This window comes from Streptomyces sp. NPDC046900, from assembly GCF_040644975.1.
In the GTDB taxonomy this organism is placed as follows: Bacteria; Actinomycetota; Actinomycetes; order Streptomycetales; family Streptomycetaceae; genus Streptomyces.
In genome coordinates this window covers 31313-51050 of the sequence record NZ_JBEYXD010000006.1, presented here as the reverse complement: position 1 = coordinate 51050, position 19738 = coordinate 31313, and the positions used below count along the sequence as shown (strand labels likewise).

At 70.8% G+C, this 19738-nt stretch carries 16 protein-coding genes; 11 read left to right on the top strand and 5 right to left on the bottom strand.

The genetic code is table 11. The annotated features are described in order from the left end of the window. The first annotated feature begins 73 nt into the window (after positions 1–73). Together ABZ904_RS08375 and ABZ904_RS08370 are read left to right on the top strand one after the other, a co-directional pair. Positions 74–619 (top strand): isochorismatase family protein, encoded by a 546-nt coding sequence (locus tag ABZ904_RS08375; protein WP_359392740.1) that lies wholly within the window; start codon positions 74–76, stop codon positions 617–619. Continuing rightward, entirely contained in the window at positions 616–1539 is a 924-nt protein-coding gene (locus tag ABZ904_RS08370) for a DJ-1/PfpI family protein (protein WP_359392743.1), read from the top strand. The genes ABZ904_RS08375 and ABZ904_RS08370 overlap by 4 nt, the downstream gene beginning before the upstream one ends. Positions 1540–1664: 125 nt before the next feature. Here ABZ904_RS08370 and ABZ904_RS08365 read toward each other — a convergent pair whose 3' ends face one another. Further along, entirely contained in the window at positions 1665–2105 is a 441-nt protein-coding gene (locus tag ABZ904_RS08365; RefSeq protein WP_359392746.1) for an ATP-binding protein, read from the bottom strand. A gap of 376 nt (positions 2106–2481) precedes the next feature. Here ABZ904_RS08365 and ABZ904_RS08360 point away from each other — a divergent pair, with 376 nt between their 5' ends. Together ABZ904_RS08360 and ABZ904_RS08355 are read left to right on the top strand one after the other, a co-directional pair. Then, entirely contained in the window at positions 2482–3576 is a 1095-nt protein-coding gene (locus ABZ904_RS08360; RefSeq protein WP_359392748.1) for a glutamate--cysteine ligase, read from the top strand. A gap of 553 nt (positions 3577–4129) precedes the next feature. Further along, entirely contained in the window at positions 4130–5281 is a 1152-nt protein-coding gene (locus ABZ904_RS08355; protein ID WP_360997299.1) for a glutathione-independent formaldehyde dehydrogenase, read from the top strand. Positions 5282–5437: 156 nt separating this feature from the next. Here ABZ904_RS08355 and ABZ904_RS08350 read toward each other — a convergent pair whose 3' ends face one another. Further along, positions 5438–5821, bottom strand: a complete 384-nt coding sequence (locus ABZ904_RS08350) for a VOC family protein (RefSeq protein WP_360997297.1) — start codon at positions 5819–5821, stop codon at positions 5438–5440. 351 nt (positions 5822–6172) lie between these two features. On the opposite strand from ABZ904_RS08350, the gene ABZ904_RS08345 reads away from it, so the two are divergent. From ABZ904_RS08345 to ABZ904_RS08325, 5 genes are read left to right on the top strand one after another with little or no spacing between them, the layout of a single operon-like run. Next, positions 6173–8104 (top strand): maleylacetate reductase and hydroxyquinol 1,2-dioxygenase domain-containing protein, encoded by a 1932-nt coding sequence (locus ABZ904_RS08345; RefSeq protein ID WP_360997295.1) that lies wholly within the window; start codon positions 6173–6175, stop codon positions 8102–8104. 15 nt (positions 8105–8119) lie between these two features. Next, positions 8120–9883, top strand: coding sequence for an FAD-dependent monooxygenase (locus ABZ904_RS08340; RefSeq protein WP_359392756.1), 1764 nt, complete (start codon positions 8120–8122; stop codon positions 9881–9883). Positions 9884–9892: 9 nt separating this feature from the next. Beyond that, the gene (locus tag ABZ904_RS08335) at positions 9893–10678 is read left to right on the top strand and encodes a CoA transferase subunit A (RefSeq protein ID WP_359392758.1); all 786 of its coding nucleotides are present in this window, start codon (positions 9893–9895) and stop codon (positions 10676–10678) included. 43 nt (positions 10679–10721) lie between these two features. After that, a complete protein-coding gene (locus tag ABZ904_RS08330) occupies positions 10722–11351 on the top strand; it encodes a CoA transferase subunit B (RefSeq protein WP_359392760.1) in 630 nt (209 codons plus the stop codon). Positions 11352–11368: 17 nt separating this feature from the next. Continuing rightward, a complete protein-coding gene (locus ABZ904_RS08325) occupies positions 11369–12559 on the top strand; it encodes an acetyl-CoA C-acyltransferase (protein WP_360997290.1) in 1191 nt (396 codons plus the stop codon). A gap of 27 nt (positions 12560–12586) precedes the next feature. Here the strand turns inward: ABZ904_RS08325 and ABZ904_RS08320 are convergent, their stop codons facing one another. Next, a complete protein-coding gene (locus ABZ904_RS08320) occupies positions 12587–13456 on the bottom strand; it encodes a helix-turn-helix domain-containing protein (RefSeq protein ID WP_359392764.1) in 870 nt (289 codons plus the stop codon). 248 nt (positions 13457–13704) lie between these two features. Here ABZ904_RS08320 and ABZ904_RS08315 point away from each other — a divergent pair, with 248 nt between their 5' ends. Continuing rightward, the gene (locus ABZ904_RS08315) at positions 13705–13950 is read left to right on the top strand and encodes a hypothetical protein (protein WP_361821931.1); all 246 of its coding nucleotides are present in this window, start codon (positions 13705–13707) and stop codon (positions 13948–13950) included. Positions 13951–14075: 125 nt separating this feature from the next. On the opposite strand, the gene mgrA is transcribed toward ABZ904_RS08315, so the two are convergent. After that, the gene (gene mgrA, locus ABZ904_RS08310) at positions 14076–15119 is read right to left on the bottom strand and encodes an L-glyceraldehyde 3-phosphate reductase (protein WP_359392768.1); all 1044 of its coding nucleotides are present in this window, start codon (positions 15117–15119) and stop codon (positions 14076–14078) included. Between the two features lie 491 nt (positions 15120–15610). Between mgrA and ABZ904_RS08305 the strand changes: the two genes are divergently transcribed. Further along, the gene (locus ABZ904_RS08305) at positions 15611–17248 is read left to right on the top strand and encodes an APC family permease (RefSeq protein WP_361821928.1); all 1638 of its coding nucleotides are present in this window, start codon (positions 15611–15613) and stop codon (positions 17246–17248) included. 123 nt (positions 17249–17371) lie between these two features. Here the strand turns inward: ABZ904_RS08305 and ABZ904_RS08300 are convergent, their stop codons facing one another. Next, positions 17372–19615 (bottom strand): FUSC family protein, encoded by a 2244-nt coding sequence (locus ABZ904_RS08300; protein WP_361821925.1) that lies wholly within the window; start codon positions 19613–19615, stop codon positions 17372–17374. Positions 19616–19738 lie beyond the last annotated feature (123 nt).

Below are 19738 nucleotides of genomic sequence, written 5' to 3'. Positions count from 1 at the left end.
TGACCGGATCGGTCCGCCACGGGCCCTGATCGGGTCTGCGCCCGGCGCGTGCCGCCAGGTCAGAATCAGTGCCATGAATCGCGCACTGATCGTCATCGATGTCCAGGAGTCGTTCCGGGCCCACCCGCTGTGGGACCGGATCTCCGACCCGAAGATCGCCGAGCGGGTCAACCGGCTGGTCGCGCTGGCCCGCGCCGCCGGCGAACCGGTCGTCTGGGTGCTGCACACCGAGCCCGGCTCGGAAGGCGTCTTCGACGCGGCCTCGGGCCACGTCCGCCTGTTTCAGGAGCTGGACGGGCCGCGGCCGGGCGAACCGGTGCTCCACAAGACGTCGCACAACGCCTTCACCACCACCAATCTCCAGCAGTTCCTCACCGAGGCGGGCATCCGCGAGCTGCGCGTGTGCGGCATCCGCACCGAGCAGTGCGTCGAGACCACCACCCGGGTCGGCAGCGACCTCGGCTACCGCATGGTGTTCGTGACCGACGCCACCGCCACCCATCCGATCGGCGAGCTGAGTCCCGCCGCGATCATCGAACGCACCGTGGCGGTCCTCCGCGACCGGTTCGCCCGCATCGCCACAGTGGCCGAACTGGAGGCGGAGGCGGCCGGCGCGTGACCCGGGTCGTCTTCGTCCTGCTGCCGGGAGTGCACCTGCTCGACCTGGCCGGCCCCGCCCAGGTCTTCAGCACGGTGGCGCAACTGGGACGGCCGTACGAGCTCGCCTACGTGGGCGAGTGCGTGCAGGTCCCGAGCGCCCAGGGACTGCCGCTGCTCGCGGCCACCGAGTGGCCCGGGCTGCGCGCCGACGACCTCGTCGTGGTGCCGGGCTGGCGCGGGCCCACTCTGCGCGACGGCCCGGCGATCGGCGACGACGTGCTGCGGCGGCTGCGCACCCACCACGCCGCCGGCGGCACGGTCGCCAGCGTGTGCGCCGGGGCGGAGGCACTCGGCCGGGCGGGGCTGCTGGACGGGCGCCGCTGCACCACCCACCACGATGTGCAGGACGAGCTGGCGGCCCGCTACCCGGGGGCGATCGTCGTACGGGACGTCCTGTTCACCACGGACGACCGGGTGGTGACCTCGGCCGGTATCGCCAGTGGAATCGACCTCGCCCTGCACCTGGTCGCGGTGCGGCACGGTCCGGCGCTCGCCGCCCGCGTCGCCCGGGAGATGGTCGTCCACACCCGCCGCAACGGCCATGAGTCCCAGTCCAGCGCCATGCTCCGGCACCGGGCCCACCTGGACGACGCCGTGCACCGCGTCCAGGACCTGATCGACGAGCGCTTCGCCGAGCAGCTGCCGCTGGCCGCGCTGGCGTCGTACGCCGGTGTCAGCTCCCGTACGCTCACTCGCCGGTTCGGCCGTGCCACCCAGGGGCTGACGCCGTTGCGCTACCAGCAGACCCTGCGGCTGGAACGGGCCGAACACCTGCTGGGCCATGGCACGACCATGGAGAGTGCCGCTCGCGAAGTGGGATTCGAGAATGCCCGCATGCTGCGCCGCCTGCGCAGACGGCCCGCCCCGGCGGACGCCTGACCGGCGGTGAGCCCACGGCGTCCCCGCACCCGCCGCTCAGGTACGGCCGCCCCGCCACGGCCCCTCTCCCACGGGCGGGCCGGCTCACGTTCCTTGGTGCGCCGCGTACGGCTCGCGGAATTCGTCTACTCCGCCGCTGAGGACTCGTCGGTCGGCCGGCCGGCAGCAGGCGGCCGGAAGCACGCGTCGACGATTTTGCCGTCGGGGCAGGGCCGGGCCTGCCACTCGTCGGCGAGCGCGTCCACGAGCAGCATGCCGCGTCCGCCGAGGCGGTCCTCGCTCGGCGGGCGGGGTGCGGGCAGCTCGGGGGAGGCGTCGTGGACGGCCACGTGCAGACAGCGGGTGTCCCACGTCAGGACGAGCTGCGCGGAACTGTGTGCGTGCACGTGGGCGTTGGTCACCAGTTCCGAGATGGTCAGCAGGACCGCGTCCACCGTCTGCGGCGCCTGCTCGGTCCAGCCCAGAGACTCGAGGTGCCGGCGAGCCCAGTCACGTGCCGCCTTCACCCCGCTGTCCAGCGGCAGGGAGCGCGCCCACCCCACTGCCCTCATCGATGATCTGCTCATCGGGTCCCTCCCTGCTGCGATCCTTCGTCTCGCGGGTACCCGGGCAGTACCTGTTGACGCGCCGGGGGAGCCGGAGTCCGCCGCGCGTTCCGGGGGCCCTGGAGACGCCTTGGCCGACCGCTTCAATGCCCCGCCACTCGGGACACGTTGCCGCGATTGACGAAGAAGGGGCAGGTCGGAGAGCCCGGCGACGCGCCTGACCGCTGAGGTCGTGCTCGGCGGCCCCGCCCGGGATCAGGTTTGAGCGGCCCTGGCCGCGGAACTTGCCCTGCGCAGCCTGAAGCCGACCGGGGGTGGGCAGAAGGGCGGCGCGGCGCCGGGCCGGAACCCGGTCCCCGCTGCAGCATGTGAAGTGGCGGGCACAGGAAGGACAGCGATGGCGACGGTTGGGGTCGAAGAGGAGTACTTGCTGATCGATCAGGAAACCGGTCGTTTGGCGGCGCAGGGGGAGAAGGTGCGGGCCTCGGCCGGTCTGGCGCCGTTCGTGACCGCCGATGAGGTGCATTCCGAACTGCTGCGCGCCCAGGTGGAGGTCGACACCCCCGTATGCGACACCCTGGAGGAGGTCCGGGGACATCTGCTGCGTCTGCGGAGTGCGGTGACCGGGGCGGCACAGGCGCACGGCTGCCGGATGCTGGCCAGCGGCACGCCGCCGCTGGCGGAGGGTCTGCCGGTACCCGTCACCGACAAGGAGCGCTATCGGCTCATGCAGCAGCAGGCGCCGCAACTGGTGGCCGAGCAGATGGTCAATGGCATGCATGTGCATGTGGCGGTACCGAGCCGGAGCATGGGTGTGCAGGTGCTCAACCGGCTGCGGCTGTGGCTGCCGACGCTGACGGCCATGGCGGCGAACTCACCCATGTGGGAGGGGCACGACACGGGCTTCGCGAGCTGGCGCACGATCATCTTCGACCGATGGCCGGTCAGCGGTGTGCCACCGCACTTCGCGGATGAGACCGACTACGACCGGCGCATCCAGCGGCTGGTGGCTGCGGGCCTGATCGGTGACACCGGTCAGTTGTACTGGCAGGCCCGCCTGTCCGAGCGGTACCCCACGGTGGAGGTGCGCTGCCTGGACATCCAGCTGCGCATCGACGACGCGGTGATGTTCGCCGGTCTGGTGCGCGCCCTGGTCGACACCTTCATGCGTGAGGCCACCGCTGGCGTCCCGCTGCCCGAATGGGAGCCGGAGCTGGTGGAGGTGGCCATGTGGCAGGCGGCCCGTTACGGGCTGAGCGGGGAGCTGGTCGGCCCCGATGGCTGTCGCTGCCCGGCGGCCGAGGCGGTGCACGGACTCCTGGAGCATGTCTCCGCCGCGCTGGATGCCGTCGGCGACACCCCTGAGGTGACCACCGTGGTGCAGCGTCTGCTGCGGGAGGGCACGGGCGCCGAGCGGCAGCGCCGAGCGCTGGCGAACGGGGGCCTCCAGGCTGTCACGGACATGATCGTCGACGAGGCCGCGCTGGGCTGAGCGTCGACCGGAGCCCGAAGACCGGCCGCCGGTGATCCGGGCCTAATGACCGGGAGCCCGTTGATCTGCGACCGGTGATCGGAGTCCGGTGACTGGGGGCCGGGTGATGTGCGACCGGTGATCCGTGCCTGGTGGCCGGGAGCCCGTTGATCTGCGACCGGTGATCGGAGTCTGGTGACTGGGGGCCGGGTGATGTGCGACCGGTGATCCGGGCCTGGTGACCGGACCGGGCGCCCGGTGAGCGTCGTCGACAAGTGAAGCGGGTACGCCGCGATCCAGGTCCCGGGCCGGGTCATTCCCGCCGCCGACGTCGTAGCGCATCGCGCGCCCGTCGCCGTGGACCGTGCGAGCCCCTGCGACGCGGTCCGCCGGCGCGCCCTCGGCGCGGGTTGCGGCCCCTGCCGCACGGGCGTTACCTGGAAGTAATCCGGCGGTGAAGCGAGACCACCCGGGGCCACGGCGCAGGCCGAGGCCCGTTTCTCCGTGGGCGCCCTCCCGGTACCGGCTCTCCCGTCGCCGCCGTCATCGAGTGCATGGACGCGGAGGTGACCAGGTGAAAGCCGTCGTCTATGAGAAGCCCTTCAGTGTGGCCGTGAGGGACGTCGACGACCCACAGATCCAGCATCCGAGCGACGTGGTCGTACGGGTCACATCGTCCGCGATCTGCGGATCGGACCTGCACATGTACGAAGGCCGTACGGCGGCCGAGCCGGGCATCGTCTTCGGGCACGAGAACCTCGGCATCGTGGAGGAGACCGGCCCGGGTGTCGTCTCCCTGGCCAAGGGCGACCGTGTCGTGATGCCCTTCAACGTCGCCTGCGGGTTCTGCAAGAACTGCCTCGCCGGGGAGACCGGCTTCTGCCTGACGGTCAACCCCGGTTTCGCCGGCGGAGCCTACGGCTACGTGGCCATGGGCCCGTACAAGGGCGGTCAGGCGGAGCATCTGCGGGTGCCCTTCGCCGATTTCAACTGTCTGAAGCTGCCGCCCGGGGAAGAGTTCGAGACCGACTTCGTGCTGCTGGCCGACATCTTCCCGACCGGCTACCACGGCTGCGAGCTCGCCCAGGTGTCGCCGGGCGAGAGCGTGGCCGTGTACGGCGCCGGACCGGTGGGGTTGATGGCCGCGTACTCGGCCCTGCTGCGTGGTGCGTCCAAGGTGTTCTGTGTCGACCGGGTGCCCGAACGGCTCGCCAAGGCGGAGGAGATCGGGGCCATACCCATCGACTTCACCAAGGGCGACCCCGCCGAGCAGATCAAGGCCCGGACGGACGGAGAAGGGACCGACAAGGGCGTGGACGCCGTCGGCTACCAGGCGCAGGCACACGACGCCAGCCACGAGGAGCCCGCCATCGTCCTGAACGCGCTCGTCGACACGGTACGGGCGACCGGCAGGCTGGGCGTCCCGGGTCTGTACGTCCCCTCCGATCCCGGAGGACCCGACGAGCACGCCAAGCACGGCCAACTCCTGGTCTCCATCGGCAGGATGTTCGAGAAGGGCCAGAAGATGGGCACCGGCCAGTGCAACGTCAAGCGGTACAACCGCCAGCTGCGGGACATGATCATCGCTGGACGGGCCAAGCCGAGCTTCGTGGTCTCCCACGAACTGCCGCTGGACCAGGCGCCTCAGGCGTACGAGAAGTTCGACAAGCGGGTCGAGGGCTACACCAAGGTGGTACTGCACCCCGGCCACGCACTCGCCGCATAGCGCAGGGCAGAAGGTACGGGTCCGGGCACGCACGTGCCCGGACCTCACCGTGCCGTGCCCCGCGCGTGCGGAGCTGGAGCCGAGGCTCGGGCGCTGACAGGCACACTCCCGGCCTCAATCGGACGGCCGAGCGGCCTGGCGCCTGGCCGCACGCGGTCAGAGGGGCTGGAGCCGGGTGTGCAGGAGGCAGAACTCGTTGCCTTCGGGGTCGGCCAGGACGTGCCAGTTCTCGGCGCCGGTCTGGCCGACGTCGACGGGCCTGGCACCGAGAGCGAGCAGCCGCTCCAGCTCGGCGTCCTGGTCGCGGTCGGTGGCGTTGACGTCGATGTGCAGTCGGAGCTTTCCGGCCCGCGGGTCGCTGCTGGGGCTGAGGATGAGGGTCGGCTGTGGGCCGCCGAAGCCGGCGTCGGGCGGCCCGATCTCGATGCTTCCGTCGTCCTCCCGGCCGAGTTCGACGAAGCCCAGGACCTCGCTCCAGAAAGCGGCGAGCCGCTCGGGGTCGGCGGCGTCTATGACCAGCTCACTGATGCGGCATGCCATGCCCGTCAGTGTACGTAGACCACCGGGGAGCCGAAGGCGTATCAGCTCGATGCACACCGGGCTCGTGGCCTGCGCGCCTCGCTGAGGTTCGTCTCCAGGGCGCGCCGATGCTGACGTGTACAACTTCTGGCTCTGCCATGCCCCGCGGCGGTGACGACGAGTGACCGCCGGGTGCACAGTGTGCGTGCCACCTCGGTGTCGCCCCGGCCCGGAGGCCGGGTCGGCGCTTCCGGTGCGCGTTTCATGCAGTGACGACGCGCCGATCGTGCAGGCGTTCACCCAGTCGTAACTCGCACACTCGATGGCCAAGCACACGGTGCGTCTCACCGACACACACGGAGGCGGAACTCAATGCGGACGTTCGTTCATTCATCCCGGTCCTCACGGGTCGTCTTCGGATTCGGGACCGTCGACAGACTCCGTGAGGAGGTCGGGCGGCTCGGCTGCTCCCGGGTACTGCTGCTGTCCAGCCGGGTGCCGGCGGACGCCTCCGCCCGGGTGCGCGAGGCGCTCGGCGACCTGGTGGTGGCGGAGTTCGACGGCGCGGTGATGCACACTCCGGTCGAGGTCACGGAGCAGGCGCTCGCGGTTCTGCGGGACGCGTCCGCCGACTGTCTCGTGGCCGTGGGCGGCGGCTCGACGACCGGGCTGTCGAAGGCGCTGGCCCTGCGTACGGACCTGCCGCAGGTGATCCTGCCCACCACGTACGCCGGCTCCGAGGTGACCCCCGTACTCGGCGAGACGCGCGACGGACGCAAGGTCACGCAGTCGTCCGCGGCGATCCTGCCCGAGACCGTCGTCTACGACGTGAACTTCAGCTCGACCCTGCCCCTCGGGCTGTCCGTGACGAGCGGTGTGAACGCCCTCGCGCACGCCGTGGAGGCGCTGTACTCGGCCGAGTCCAACCCCCTCACCGACCAGCAGGCCCTGGACGCGATCTCCCGTATCGCCCGCGCCCTGCCCCGGCTCGCCGACGATCCGGCCGATCCCGCAGCACGTGCCGACCTGCTGCACGCGGCGTGGCTCGCGGGGACCTGCCTCGCGACCGTCGGCATGGGCCTGCACCACAAGCTGTGCCACACGCTCGGCGGCAGCTTCGACCTGCCGCACGCCGAGACGCACACCGTCGTCCTGCCGCACGCCATGGCCTACAACGCGCCCGCGGTGCCCGAGGTGATGCGCAGGATCGCCGACGCCCTCGGCACGGCGGACGCCCCCTCCGGCGTCCACGACCTGGTGACCTCCCTCGGTGGCCCGACCTCTCTGCGGGACCTCGGCATGCCGGAGTCGGGCCTGGCCCGCGCGGCTGAGCTTGCTGCCGCGACCCCGTACCCGAACCCGCGCGAGGTGACCGCCGAGGGCGTCGCGGCGCTGCTGTCGGACGCCTGGCACGGACGCCGTCCGACCGGCGGACCCGCCCCCGCCGGCGACCCGTTGGCGCTTCTCACCGACCAGGTCGTGGCCAGCTTCGCCGAGGCCCCGGATCCGCGCGTGCGCGTTCTGCTGACCGATCTCGTCCGTCGTCTCCACGGTTTCGTGAAGGACAACGACCTCACCGACTCCGAGTGGCAGTACGCGATCGACTTCCTCACCCGTACCGGGCAGATCTCGGGCCCGACCCGTCAGGAGTTCGTGCTGCTCTCGGACACGCTCGGCGTCTCGAGCGCCGTCGACCTGCTCACCAACTCCCGTACGCCCGAGACCACTCCGTCCGCGGTGCTCGGGCCCTTCTACGTGGAGGGCCCGCCGGAGACCGCACTGGGGAACGACATCTCCGGCGGCCTGCCCGGGTCGCCGCTGTGGGTGGACGTGCGGATCCTGGACACGGCAGGCAAGCCCGTCGAGGACGCGGTCGTCGACGTCTGGCAGTCCAACGAGGACGGCTTCTACGACGTTCAACTCCCCGACCTGGACGGGCCGGTGCTCCGCGCCCGGCTGCGCAGCGACGGCGAGGGCCGGATCACCTTCTGGTCGATCCTGCCGTCCGCCTACCCGATCCCCGACGACGGCCCGGTCGGGCAGATGCTCGCCGCCGTGGGCCGTCACCCCTACCGGGCTCCCCACCTCCATTTCATGATCGACGCGGCCGGTCACCGGCGGCTCATCACCCAGCTGTTCGTGGCCGGCGGCGACTACCTGGACAGCGACACCGTGTTCGGTGTCAAGGACGCACTGGTCGTCGACTTCACGCCGCACACCGGCCCCACTCCCGACGGCCGTCGCATCGACGGTGAGTGGCGCCGGCTCGACTACACCTTCCACATCGCCCCGCTGGCCGGCTGACCCAGGAGCGCCCCCATGACACGCACGGACACCTACGACACCGACGTCCTGGTCGTCGGCAGCGGCCCCGCCGGAGGCTCGGCCGCCCTGCTGCTGGCCACGTACGGGATACGCACGCTGCTGGTGACGAAGTACGGCTGGCTGGCCAACACCCCGCGGGCCCACATCACCAACCAGCGCACCATGGAGGTGCTGCGCGATCTCGGCGTCGAGGCCGAGGCGCGAGCGTCCGGCAGCCCGTCGCACCTCATGGGGGACACGGTGCTGTGCACCGCCCTGGCCGGCGAGGAGATCGGCCGGATCCGCAGCTGGGGCACGGGCCCGGACTCGCTCACCGAATACACGTCCAAGAGTCCCTGCGAGATGATCGATCTGCCGCAGACCTACCTGGAGCCGATCCTGGTGAGCAACGCGGCCGCGCGGGGCGCCAAGGTCCGCTTCGACACCGAGTTCCTGAGCTTCACCCAGGACGAGGACGGCGTCACGGCGCTCCTGCGCGACCGGGTCCGCGGCGACGAGTTCACCGTGCGCGCCCGCTACCTGGTCGGCGCGGACGGCGGACGCAGCACCGTGGCCGAGCAGCTCGGACTGTCCTTCGACGGGCAGATGGGCAAGGCCGGCAGCATGAACATCGTCTTCAAGGCCGACCTGGAGAGGTACTGCGCCCACCGGCCCAGCGTCCTGTACTGGGTGCTCAGGCCGGGCGCGGAGACGGGCGGCATCGGCATGGGACTGGTCCGTATGGTCCGCCCGTGGAACGAGTGGCTGCTGGTGTGGGGATACGACATCGAGCATCCGCCGCCGTCCGTGGACGCGGAGGAGGCACGCCGGATCGTGCGTGACCTCGTCGGTGACCCGGAGCTGCAGGTGGAGATCACGTCGACCTCGCTGTGGACCGTGAACCACAGCTACGCCACGGTGTATTCGTCCGGTCGGGTGTTCTGTGCAGGCGACGCCGTGCACCGGCACCCGCCGTCCAACGGCCTGGGTTCCAACACCTCCGTGCAGGACGCCTACAACCTGGCGTGGAAGCTCGCGATGGTGGTGCGCGGGGAGGCGGGGCCGGAGCTGCTCGACAGCTACACGGCCGAACGCGCCCCCGTGGGGCGGCAGATCGTGGAGCGGGCCAACCTCAGCCGTGACCAGTTCGGCCCCATCTTCGACGTGCTCGGCGTCGGGGCCGGCAGCGACGAGGAGACCATCGCCGAAGGCCTGGCGGCGCTGCGGGACGGCACACCCGAGGGTGCCAAGAAGCGGCGCCTCCTCGAGGAGGCCGTACAGCTCAAGAACTACGAATTCAACGCGCACGGCGTCGAGTTCAACCAGCGTTATGCGTCCGGTGCGGTCGTGCCCGACGGCGGACCGGACGAACACTGGTCGGGCGACCCGGAGTTGGTGGCCCGGCCCACCACCCGTCCGGGCGCCAAGCTTCCGCACGCATGGCTGGTCGGATCCGGCGGGGAGCGGATCTCCACGCTCGATGTGGTCGGCCAGGGCGTCTTCACCGTGCTGACCGGTCTGTCGGGCGGCTCCTGGGAGGCGGCGGCGGAGGCGTGCCGGGACGAACTCGGCGTGCCGCTGCGGTTCGTGTGCATCGGCGAGGCCGGCTGCCGTGACGCGTACGGCGAATGGAGCCGTGTCGCGGAGATGGACGAGGGCGGCGTACTGCTCGTGCGTCCCGACGGCTACGTGGCCTGGCGCCGCGCCACCGGCCCCGAGACCGAGGAGTCGGCCCGGGAGGAACTGCTCGGCGCGCTCCGCCAGGTACTCGGGCGATAGGGACCGGACATGGACAAGCAGGTGGCCTCGGCCGAGGAGGCCTTGGCGGACGTGGCGGACGGGCAGTCGTTCGCCGTGGGCGGCTTCGGCCTCAGCGGTGTGCCGGAGACCCTGATCGGCGCCCTGCACGCGAGCGGGGCGCGCGACCTCCATGTGGTCTCGAACAACTGCGGTGTGGACGGCCGCGGTCTCGGCATCCTGCTGGCCGCAGGCCGTATCGCCCGGGTCACCGGCTCCTACGTCGGCGACAACAAGGAGTTCGCGCGCCAGTACCTTGCGGGCGAACTGGAGGTCGAGCTGATCCCGCAGGGCACCCTCGCGGAACGGCTGCGCGCCGGAGGTTGCGGCATTCCCGCCTTCTTCACCCCGGCCGGCGTGGGTACGCAGGTCCAGGAGGGCGGACTGCCCTGGCGGTACGCCCCCGCGGGCACTTCGGGAACGGAGTCCCAGGGAGCGGCGGTCGCCGTTGCCTCGCCGCCCAAGGAGGTGCGTGTCTTCGGCGGCGCGGAGTACGTCCTGGAGCACTCCATCACCACCGACTACGCCCTGGTCAGGGCCGCCCGCGGCGACCGGCACGGCAACCTGGTCTTCCATCGCGCGGCCCGCAACTTCAACCCCCTCGCGGCGATGGCCGGCCGGATCACCGTGGCCGAGGTGGAGGAACTGGTCGAGCCCGGTGTGCTCGATCCCGACCAGGTGCACCTCCCCGGCGTGTTCGTGCAGCGCGTCGTGGCGCTCACGCCCGAGCAGGCGGCGGAGAAGGGCATCGAGAAGAGGACGGTGCGCGAACGATGAACCAGCGTCCTTCGTGGCCCTCGTGGAAGGCGGTGCGTACGCCGTGAGCTGGAACAGACAGGAGATGGCGGCGCGGGCCGCGCGCGAGCTGCGGGACGGCGACTACGTCAACCTCGGCATCGGACTGCCCACACTGGTGGCCGACTTCCTGCCCCCGGACGTCGATGTCGTCCTGCACTCGGAGAACGGTCTCCTCGGGGTCGGCCCCTACCCGGCGCCCGACGAGGTCGACCCCGACCTCATCAACGCGGGCAAGGAGACGGTGACCGTACGTCCGGGTGCCTCGTTCTTCGACTCCTCGCTCTCCTTCGGCATGATCCGCGGCGGCCACATCGACACCGCCATCCTCGGCGCGCTCCAGGTCTCGGCCCGCGGCGACCTGGCGAACTGGGCCGTCCCCGGCAAGATGATCAAGGGCATGGGCGGTGCGATGGACCTCGTCCACGGAGCCCGCCGTGTCGTCGTGCTGATGGACCACACCGCGAAGGACGGAAGTCCCAAGATCGTTCAGGAGTGCACGCTGCCGCTGACCGGGCGGGCGTGCGTGGACCGGATCATCACCGACCTGTGCGTCCTGGACGTCACCCCGTGGGGCCTCGAACTGGTCGAGACCGCACCGGATGTGACGGTCCAACAGATCGTCGCCCGGACGTCCGTCCCCGTCACCTGCTGAACCCGCAAGGAGCCCCGATGATCGAGCGCCCGCGCGACGTGTACGTCGTCGACGCCGTCCGTACCCCCTTCGGCCGCTACGGCGGCGCGCTGTCCGCCACACGTCCGGACGACCTCGCGGCCGGTGTGCTGCGCGCCCTCGTCGATCGCAGCCCGGACCTGGACCCGGCCCGTATCGACGACGTGCTGCTCGGCAACGCCAACGGGGCCGGCGAGGAGAACCGCGATGTGGCCCGCATGGCCGTACTCCTGGCGGGGCTTCCCGTCAGCGTTCCCGGCGCCACGGTCAACCGGCTCTGCGGCTCCGGCATGGAGGCCGTCGTCCAGGCCGCGCGTGCCATCGCCCTCGGTGACGCCTCCATCGCGGTCGCGGGCGGTGTCGAATCCATGAGCCGTGCTCCGTGGGTGCTGCCGAAGCCGGACCGGGCCTTCCCGGCCAGGGACCAGCAGCTGTACTCGACCACCCTCGGCTGGCGTCTGGTCAATCCGAGGATGCCCGAGGAGTGGACCATCCCGCTCGGCGAGAGCGCGGAACTCGTCGGCGCCAAGTACGGCATCACCCGCGAGGACCAGGACGCGTTCGCCCTCGCCAGCCACCGCAACGCCGCGCGGGCCTGGCGCGAAGGGCTGTACGACGGGGAGGCCGTCCCCGTGGAGGGTGTCGAGCTGCCACGCGACGAGAACATCCGCGACACCACCTCCCTTGAGGCTCTTGCCGCGCTGAAGCCGGCCTTCATCGCGGACGGCACCGTCACCGCCGGCAACGCCTCGCCGCTGAACGACGGGGCCGCCGCCCTTCTCCTCGCCGACGAGGCCGGGCTCGCGGCGATCGGCCGTGAACCTCTGGCCCGGGTACGGGCCGCCGCGGTCACGGGCATCGAACCGCAGTACTTCGGACTCGGCCCGGTGGACGCCATCCGCAAGGTGCTGGCCAAGGCCGACGTCGCTCCCGGCGATCTGCACACGATCGAGCTCAACGAGGCCTACGCCACCCAGACGCTGGCCTGTCTGGCCGCGCTGCCGGAACTCGACCCGTCCGTCGTCAACCCCCGCGGCGGTGCCATCGCCATCGGTCACCCGCTGGGTGCGTCGGGTGCCCGGATCGCCGGAGCGGTGGCCCACCAGCTCGCCGCGGCGGGCACCGGCACGGGGCTTGCGGCTCTGTGCATCGGGGTGGGCCAGGCGCTGGCCCTCGTACTGGAACGCTGACGTGGCAGCCCGGCCCGCGCCGCGGTCTCAGCCCGCCCGGCGCAGGGCGGCCGGGGTCGTGCCGAGCCGGGCGCGCATCACCCGCGTCAGATGCTCCTGGTGGGAGAAACCGCACTCGGCGGCCACCTCCCCGATCGGCGTGGTCCCCGTGCGCAGCAGCCGCGTCGCCTGCTTCAGCCGCAGGGAGAGGAGGTACTGGTGCGGCGACTCACCTGTGCTCGCCCGGAACTGCCGTGTGAACTGGCTGCAGCTGAGCGAGACGGCCGCGGCGAGGTCGGCGATCGGCAGTGGTTCGGCGAGGCGCTCCTCCATGAGCTCCAGCACGGCGGTCAGCTGCCGGTCGGAGAGGCCGGACGGGGCAGGGCGCGGCGCGTTCGCGACGGTGCCGTGGCGCTGGACCAGCTGCGCGGCGAGCATCCCCGTCAGATGGTCGGCGTACGTCCGGGCGGACGGTTCCCAGCGCCGGGCCGTGCTCTCCAGCGCGAGCAGAAGCTGCTCGGCGAGCGGATCGGTCACACCGAGTTCCTCCGACAGCTCCACGGGCCGTCCGTCATTGGCCTCGCGCAGCGCCTCGTCCGTGAGGTAGGCGTGCACCGTGTCGAGCCGTCCTCCGAGCTCGACGGACAGGGTCCGGCCGGCCGGCTGCAGGAACAGCCCACCGGCGGGGATCTTTTCCGACCGCGTGCCCCGGCCGCGTCCTCGCCGCACGGTGACCGGTCCGCTGAGGTGCAGGATCAGCAGATGTGTGGGGGCCGGACCGAATTCGGCGTGGTAGGGCTGCTCCTCCTGCGCCGAGAGGAACAGGCGCTCCCATCCGAGGCCCGCGCTGCTGAAGCGTGGCCGCACGCCCGGCTGCCGCAGAATGCCGACCGTCTGGCTCAGACCGAGTTCCGTCATGGCGCGACCTCCTCGTGACGCCCCTGTTAATTGAACAGTAAACCAGAGCGGATGTGAACGGCGGAGGCCGGCAAGTCAGCGCCAGTGGCGGAGAGTGACGGCCGGCCTGGGCGAACGCGCCGTCCGGCCTGCCCTTCCGGGCGTGCGTGGCCCAGGACTGCACAGTCCTGTCCCATGAGTGCACACCCCGCAGCCTGCACCCCACCCTCCGTTGTCCGGCCCGGTGCGCGCCCTCGATCATGGAGGCCATGAGCGAATCCGATGTCCCCAAGGACCACCACGAAGGCGTCCGAGGTCTTGTCGAACGCATGACTGAGCACCACCACGAAGCGGTTCTGCGCCGCGAGGAGGAGGAGCTGGCGCGGGCGATCGACGGCGCCGCCTTCGATCTCGGCGCCGACATAGCCCGCCCCACGCCCGGGCATGCCGCGGTCGGCTACGACGTCGTCACCGATGTCGGACTGGACAACGAGCCGCCGGAGCTGCGCGACTAGCGGCCCGCGCGACGACTGCGGCCCCGGTCGCCTCCCTGAGTCATCGGAGGTGCCGGGGCCGCGCATGGGTCGGGACGGTCGGACCGCGAACGCCGCGCCGACCGGGATCCGGCCGGCGCGGCCGGTCAGTCGAGCTCGCCGAGGCGGGCGCTCTGCCACAGGTCGACGCCGGCGTCGGTGGCGTACTTGTCGATCTCCGCCAGTTCCTCGTCGCTGAAGTCGGGATTCTCCAGCGCCGCGACGTTCTGCTCGAGCTGTTCGACGCGAGAGGCGCCGATGACGAGCGAGGTGACGCGTGCGTCGCGAAGCGCCCAGGCGAGAGCCATCTGCGCGAGGGTCTGCCCACGGCGGGCCGCGATGTCGTTGAGGGCGCGCAGCCTGTGCAGCATGTCCTGCGACAGCCAGGTGGTGTCGAAGGACTTGTCCTGCGCGGCCCGCGAGTCCGTGGGGATGCCGTCGAGGTAGCGCCCGGTCAGCAGCCCCTGGGCGAGGGCGGTGAAACCGATGACACCGAAGCCCTCCTCCTTGGCCACATCGAGCAGGCCTTCGTTCTCGATCCAGCGGTTGACCATGTTGTACGACGGCTGGTGGATGAGCAGCGGCGTACCCAGCTCGCGCAGGATGGCCGCCGCCTCCCGGGTGCGCTGCGCGTCGTAGGAGGAGATGCCGACGTACAGTGCCTTGCCCTGGCGGACCGCGGTGTCGAGCGCCCCCATCGTCTCCTCGAGCGGAGTCGTGGCGTCGAGCCGGTGGGAGTAGAAGATGTCGACGTAGTCCAGTCCCGTGCGCCGCAGCGACTGGTCGAGCGAGGCGAGGACGTACTTCCGGGAGCCACCGCCCTGGCCGTAGGGGCCCGGCCACATGTCCCAGCCGGCCTTGGTGGAGATGACCATCTCGTCCCGGTACGGCGCGAGGTCCTGCTTCATCAGGCGCCCGAAGTTGATCTCGGCAGAGCCGTACGGCGGGCCGTAGTTGTTGGCGAGATCGTGGTGGGTGATCCCCAGGTCGAACGCACGCAGCGCGATCTCCCGCTGGGTCTCGAACGGGCGGTCGTCGCCGAAGTTGTGCCAGTAGCCGAGGGACAGGACGGGGAGGTCGAGTCCGGAGCGGCCGGTGCGGCGGTAGCGCATGGTGCCGTTGTAGCGCTCAGGATCTGCGACGTAGGTCATCGGGTGATCTCCGGGTGGTGCAGTGCTGGCTGTCCCGGTCGGGTTCGAGGGGACATGCCCACACTGCTGCAGCGTGATCCTGAAGTCCAACAGTTCCTTTTCATCGGACTAAGCGGTGTCGCTTCTGAATGGAGCGGCGCAGGGGGCGACCCAGGGCGGTGCCCTTGCGATGACCGGTGTCGATGACCCGGGTGGGTGCTGTCTCCGCTTACGGGCGGAGCCGGTTCGGCACCGTGACATGCCCATGGGGGAAATGCCCGTCGCGCGTCGGGCATTCCGACCTGGAACCCGCGTGTCTTACCTTCTTCTCATATTCGCCTGCTGAATAGTGACATTCATCACGCCTGGGCTGACCTGCGCAAAACGCGGGCAAAGGTATCCCCCAGTGAAGAGTCAAATCTGAGACCACGGCCTTCTGCCGAGCAAATCGCATTCCTATGGTGAGCCGCCGAGCGTTAAATCCCTGTTCAGATAACGAGAGGCCTCTTGACATGGTGAATGTCGACCATGCAGCCCCCGATGTCGCGCGGAAGACGACCGGTCTTCGCCGCGACGTCGGCCTGATCGGACTGATGTGGGCCTCGGTCGGTTCCATCATCGGTTCCGGATGGCTCTACGGCGCCGAGAAGGCGGTCGTGACGGCCGGACCGGCGGCGATCATCTCCTGGCTGATCGGCGCGGTGGCCATCGTCCTGCTGGCGCTCGTGCACGCCGAACTCGGCGGCATGTTCCCGGTCGCGGGCGGCACCGCCCGATACCCCCACTACGCCTTCGGCGGCCTGGCCGGTATGTCCTTCGGCTGGTTCTCCTGGCTGCAGGCGGCGACCGTGGCCCCGATCGAGGTCGAGGCCATGATCGGCTACGCCGCTCACTGGGACTTCGCCAAGGGCTTTCAGCACGCCGACGGCACCCTGACGACCAGCGGCTTCGTCGTCGCCGTCGTCCTGATGGCCGTCTTCGTCGCCGTCAACTTCCTGGGCGTCCGCGTCCTGGCCCACACCAACAGCGCGGCGACCTGGTGGAAGATCGCGGTGCCGCTGGGTGCGATCTTCATCATCGCGGTGGGCAACTTCCACCCGCACAACTTCACCGCCGAGGGCTTCGCCCCCTTCGGCGCCAAGGGCGTCCTCGGTGCCATCAGCTCCAGCGGCATCATCTTCGCCCTGCTGGGCTTCGAGCAGGCGATCCAGCTGGCCGGTGAGAGCCGCAACCCGAAGCGGGACCTGCCGCTCGCCACCCTCGGATCCGTCGCCATCGGCGCGATCATCTACGTCCTGCTCCAGGTCGTGTTCATCGGCGCGCTGCCGCACAGCTCCTTCGCGCACGGCTGGGCCAAGCTCGACTTCCCCGGCATCAGCGGCCCCTGGGCGGGTCTCGCGACGGTGGTCGGCCTCGGCTGGTTGAGCGTGGTGCTGTACATCGACGCCGTGATCTCCCCCGGCGGCACCGGCCTGATCTACACCACCGCGACCTCCCGCGTCTCCTACGGCCTGGCCAAGAACGGCTACGCGCCGAAGCTCTTCGAGAAGATCGACGCGCGCGGCGTCCCGTGGTTCGGGCTGGGGATCTCCTTCGTGACCGGCGTGGTCTGCTTCCTGCCCTTCCCGAGCTGGCAGGAGCTGGTCGGCTTCATCACCTCGGCGAGCGTCCTGATGTATGCCGGTGCTCCGCTGGCGTACGGCGTCTTCGCCGACCGGCTCCCGAACCACGAGCGCCCCTACCGCCTGCCCGGCGGCAAGGTGATCTCCCCGCTGTCCTTCGCGGTCGCCAACCTCATCATCTACTGGGCCGGTTGGGACACGCTGTGGCGTCTCGGCATCGCGATCCTGCTGGGCTACGTGCTCCTCGGCGGCTACGCCTGGTACGCCACCCGGAAGAACCTGCAGGACGCGCCCCGGCTGGACTGGAAGGCCGCCCAGTGGCTACCGCCCTACCTGGTGGGCATGGGCCTGATCTCCTGGCAGGGCGGCTTCGGCGGCCAGAACCACATCCCGCTGTGGTGGGACATCGTGGTGGTCGCGGTCTTCTCCCTGGTCATCTACAACTGGGCGAGGGCCACAGCGTCCAAGCCCGCGGAGATCGAGGAGAGCATCCACGAAGTGGTGGTCACCGAGGCACCGGCCCACTGACCCGTCTCCGGCTCTGTCCCGTCAGCCCCGGCCGCCCGGCCGGGGCTGACGGCATGTCCAGGCGGTGGGCCGGCATCCTGACTGCTCCCCAAGGCACCGCCGGTCCCGGGCCGTCCCGCCAGGTCACTGCTCCGGCGCCGGGGCCGGGACGCCGAGCGGGCGGGCCAACCCGGCCACCACCTCGTCCAGACGCTGCAGATGACGCAGCACGCGGTCGGTGACGCGGTCGTACCGGGGTGCGCCCAGAGTTCCCGGCTGGAGCATGGAGGCGATGCTCGGCCCGGTCTCGATGCGAGCGGTGCTGCCCTCGTCCGCGACGTGCGCGGCGATCGCCCGGATGTTGCCCACGATGCGCATGCCCGCTCCGCGCAGTCGGGGATCCGCCGCGATCGAGGGGTGCTCGGGCAGCAGTTCCGCCGTCGCCGCGAGTGAGCGGGCGTGATATCCGCAGGTCTCCAGCAGCGCGACGACATAGCGTGCGGTGTCCCGCCGGGCCCGCAGGGGTGTGATCGGATGGGTCAGCGGCTGCGTGGCGGCCGCCAGGTCGGCCAGCGTCCGGTCCAGGTCGCGTGCCTTGTCGAGGAGGTCCGCCGCGGGCCCGCCGCTGAGCTGGTCGACCGCGGCGTCGGTGACGTCCGCGAGCTGCTCCAGTACGGAGGTGAGCAGTTCGTTCGTACGGCGATCGGTGTGAACGGGCAGGACCAGGGCCGCCGCGACGATTCCGCAGACCGCGCCCAGCGCCGTTTCCGCGATGCGCAGCACCAGCACGGAGAGGCTGTAGGTGTTGAGGAGCGTGTAGAGGAGGCCCAGCATCGCCGTGACGAAGAAGGACATCATCGTGTAGGACAGCGGTGCGGTGTAGAACATCGCGAAGACGAACAGCAACACCAGCGCGAACGCGGTCCAGGTGTGGTGTCCGACCAGCCCTGCCAGGCCGATGCCTGCCACCACGCCGAGAATCGTGCCGATCAGGCGGCGGTACCCCTTGACGAGGATCTCGCCGGTGGACGAGGTGTTGATGAACACGATCCAGCAGGTCAGCACCGCCCAGTACCAGCGATGACTGGAGAGGAACTCGCCGCCGACGATAGCGAGCGACGAGCCCACCGCCACCTGAACCGCGGCACGGGTCGTCGGGCGGTCCAGCCCGGTGCGTTGCGCGCCTTCCTGCCCCTCCTCCTCGCTGCCGCTGATGGCCGCGTCCTCGGCGTCGATCTCTTCACGCGAGCGGGCGGTCGCGGGGGTGTCCTCCGACTCGTCCGGGGCTCCACCGAGCGCGATCCGCAGCCCGAGGACCGCCCGCGCCGTCTCTCCGATGCCCCGGAACACGTCCTGAACGGCGGCCGGCGCGAGCGGCAGATGGTCCTCCTCCCGGTAGCCGAGGAGCCGGTTGCGCACATGGGACCAGGCGGTGCCCTCGGCGTCGGCGACGGGACGCAGGACGAGAAGGCGCAGCGCCTCGAGGTCGCGGCGCAGCGTCGAGGCCGTCTCGTCGTGCTCGGCCAGCGGTCCGCGCGAGGGCAGGTAGGCGCCCGGCAGATGCAGAGTCAGCGTGTCGGCACGCTCGGCGCTGCGCGCGGTGAGCAGCAGGAGCCCCAGCCGTTCAGAGGCGATCTCGGCATCGGCGATACGGCGCTGCACGAGTCGGGCCGTCTTCGCGTCGGAGGTCCCCTGATCCAGCCGTGCCTGGATCAGCAAGGCGGTCTCGTGCAGCGCGGCCGTCCTGCGCCGCACTTCCTCGAGGGCCTTCTCCACGTCGTCGGCGTCGAGCAAGGCGATCTGCGCCAGGATCAGTTGGCCGAGGCGGGCTCTGAAGGCACGGCGCAGACGGTCCAGGATGCCCGAGGGCGTCTCGGGCACGAGGGCGAAGCGCACCAGGGCACTGCAGACGAAGGCGACGGCGATGGCGCCGTAGAGCTGCGGCAGCACCGGGACGGTCGCGCTGACGAACAGCGAGAGGAAGTAGACCTGGAACCCGATCAGTCCCAGCGCCGTGGCGCGGTCGCCGAAGCGCCGGCTGTACACGGCGCAGAAGATGAGCAGGACGAAGAAGACGTCCCCGGCCACGAGGCGGGAGTGGAGGAGCGCGCCGAGCGATACGGCGACCAGCGCCACGATCAGTCCCACGGCGAGGGTGACGGCCTGCCCGGACCGCTTCTTGTCGCGGGTGGCGAAGGTCGCGACCATCGCCGACATGGCGCCCGCCACCAGATGGGGCACGCCGACGCCCACCGGGGCCAGGACAGCCAGTGTGAGCGCGATGGACGACACCGTTCTCAGGCCGGCGGTCAGCCGCAGCAGTCCCGGGTCCGATGCCGCGATGCGATCCCGCAGCGCCACCCGCACCGACCGACCCGCCACCCTCACTCCGCGTGCTCTTTTCCGCGTCCCGTCATGATCCCTGCTCCAGCATCGCACGCGGTGGCCCGGTCAACGGAGGGGGGACGCCGTAGGGCGGCCGGGGCGCGCGATCGCGCCCTGGACCCGGCG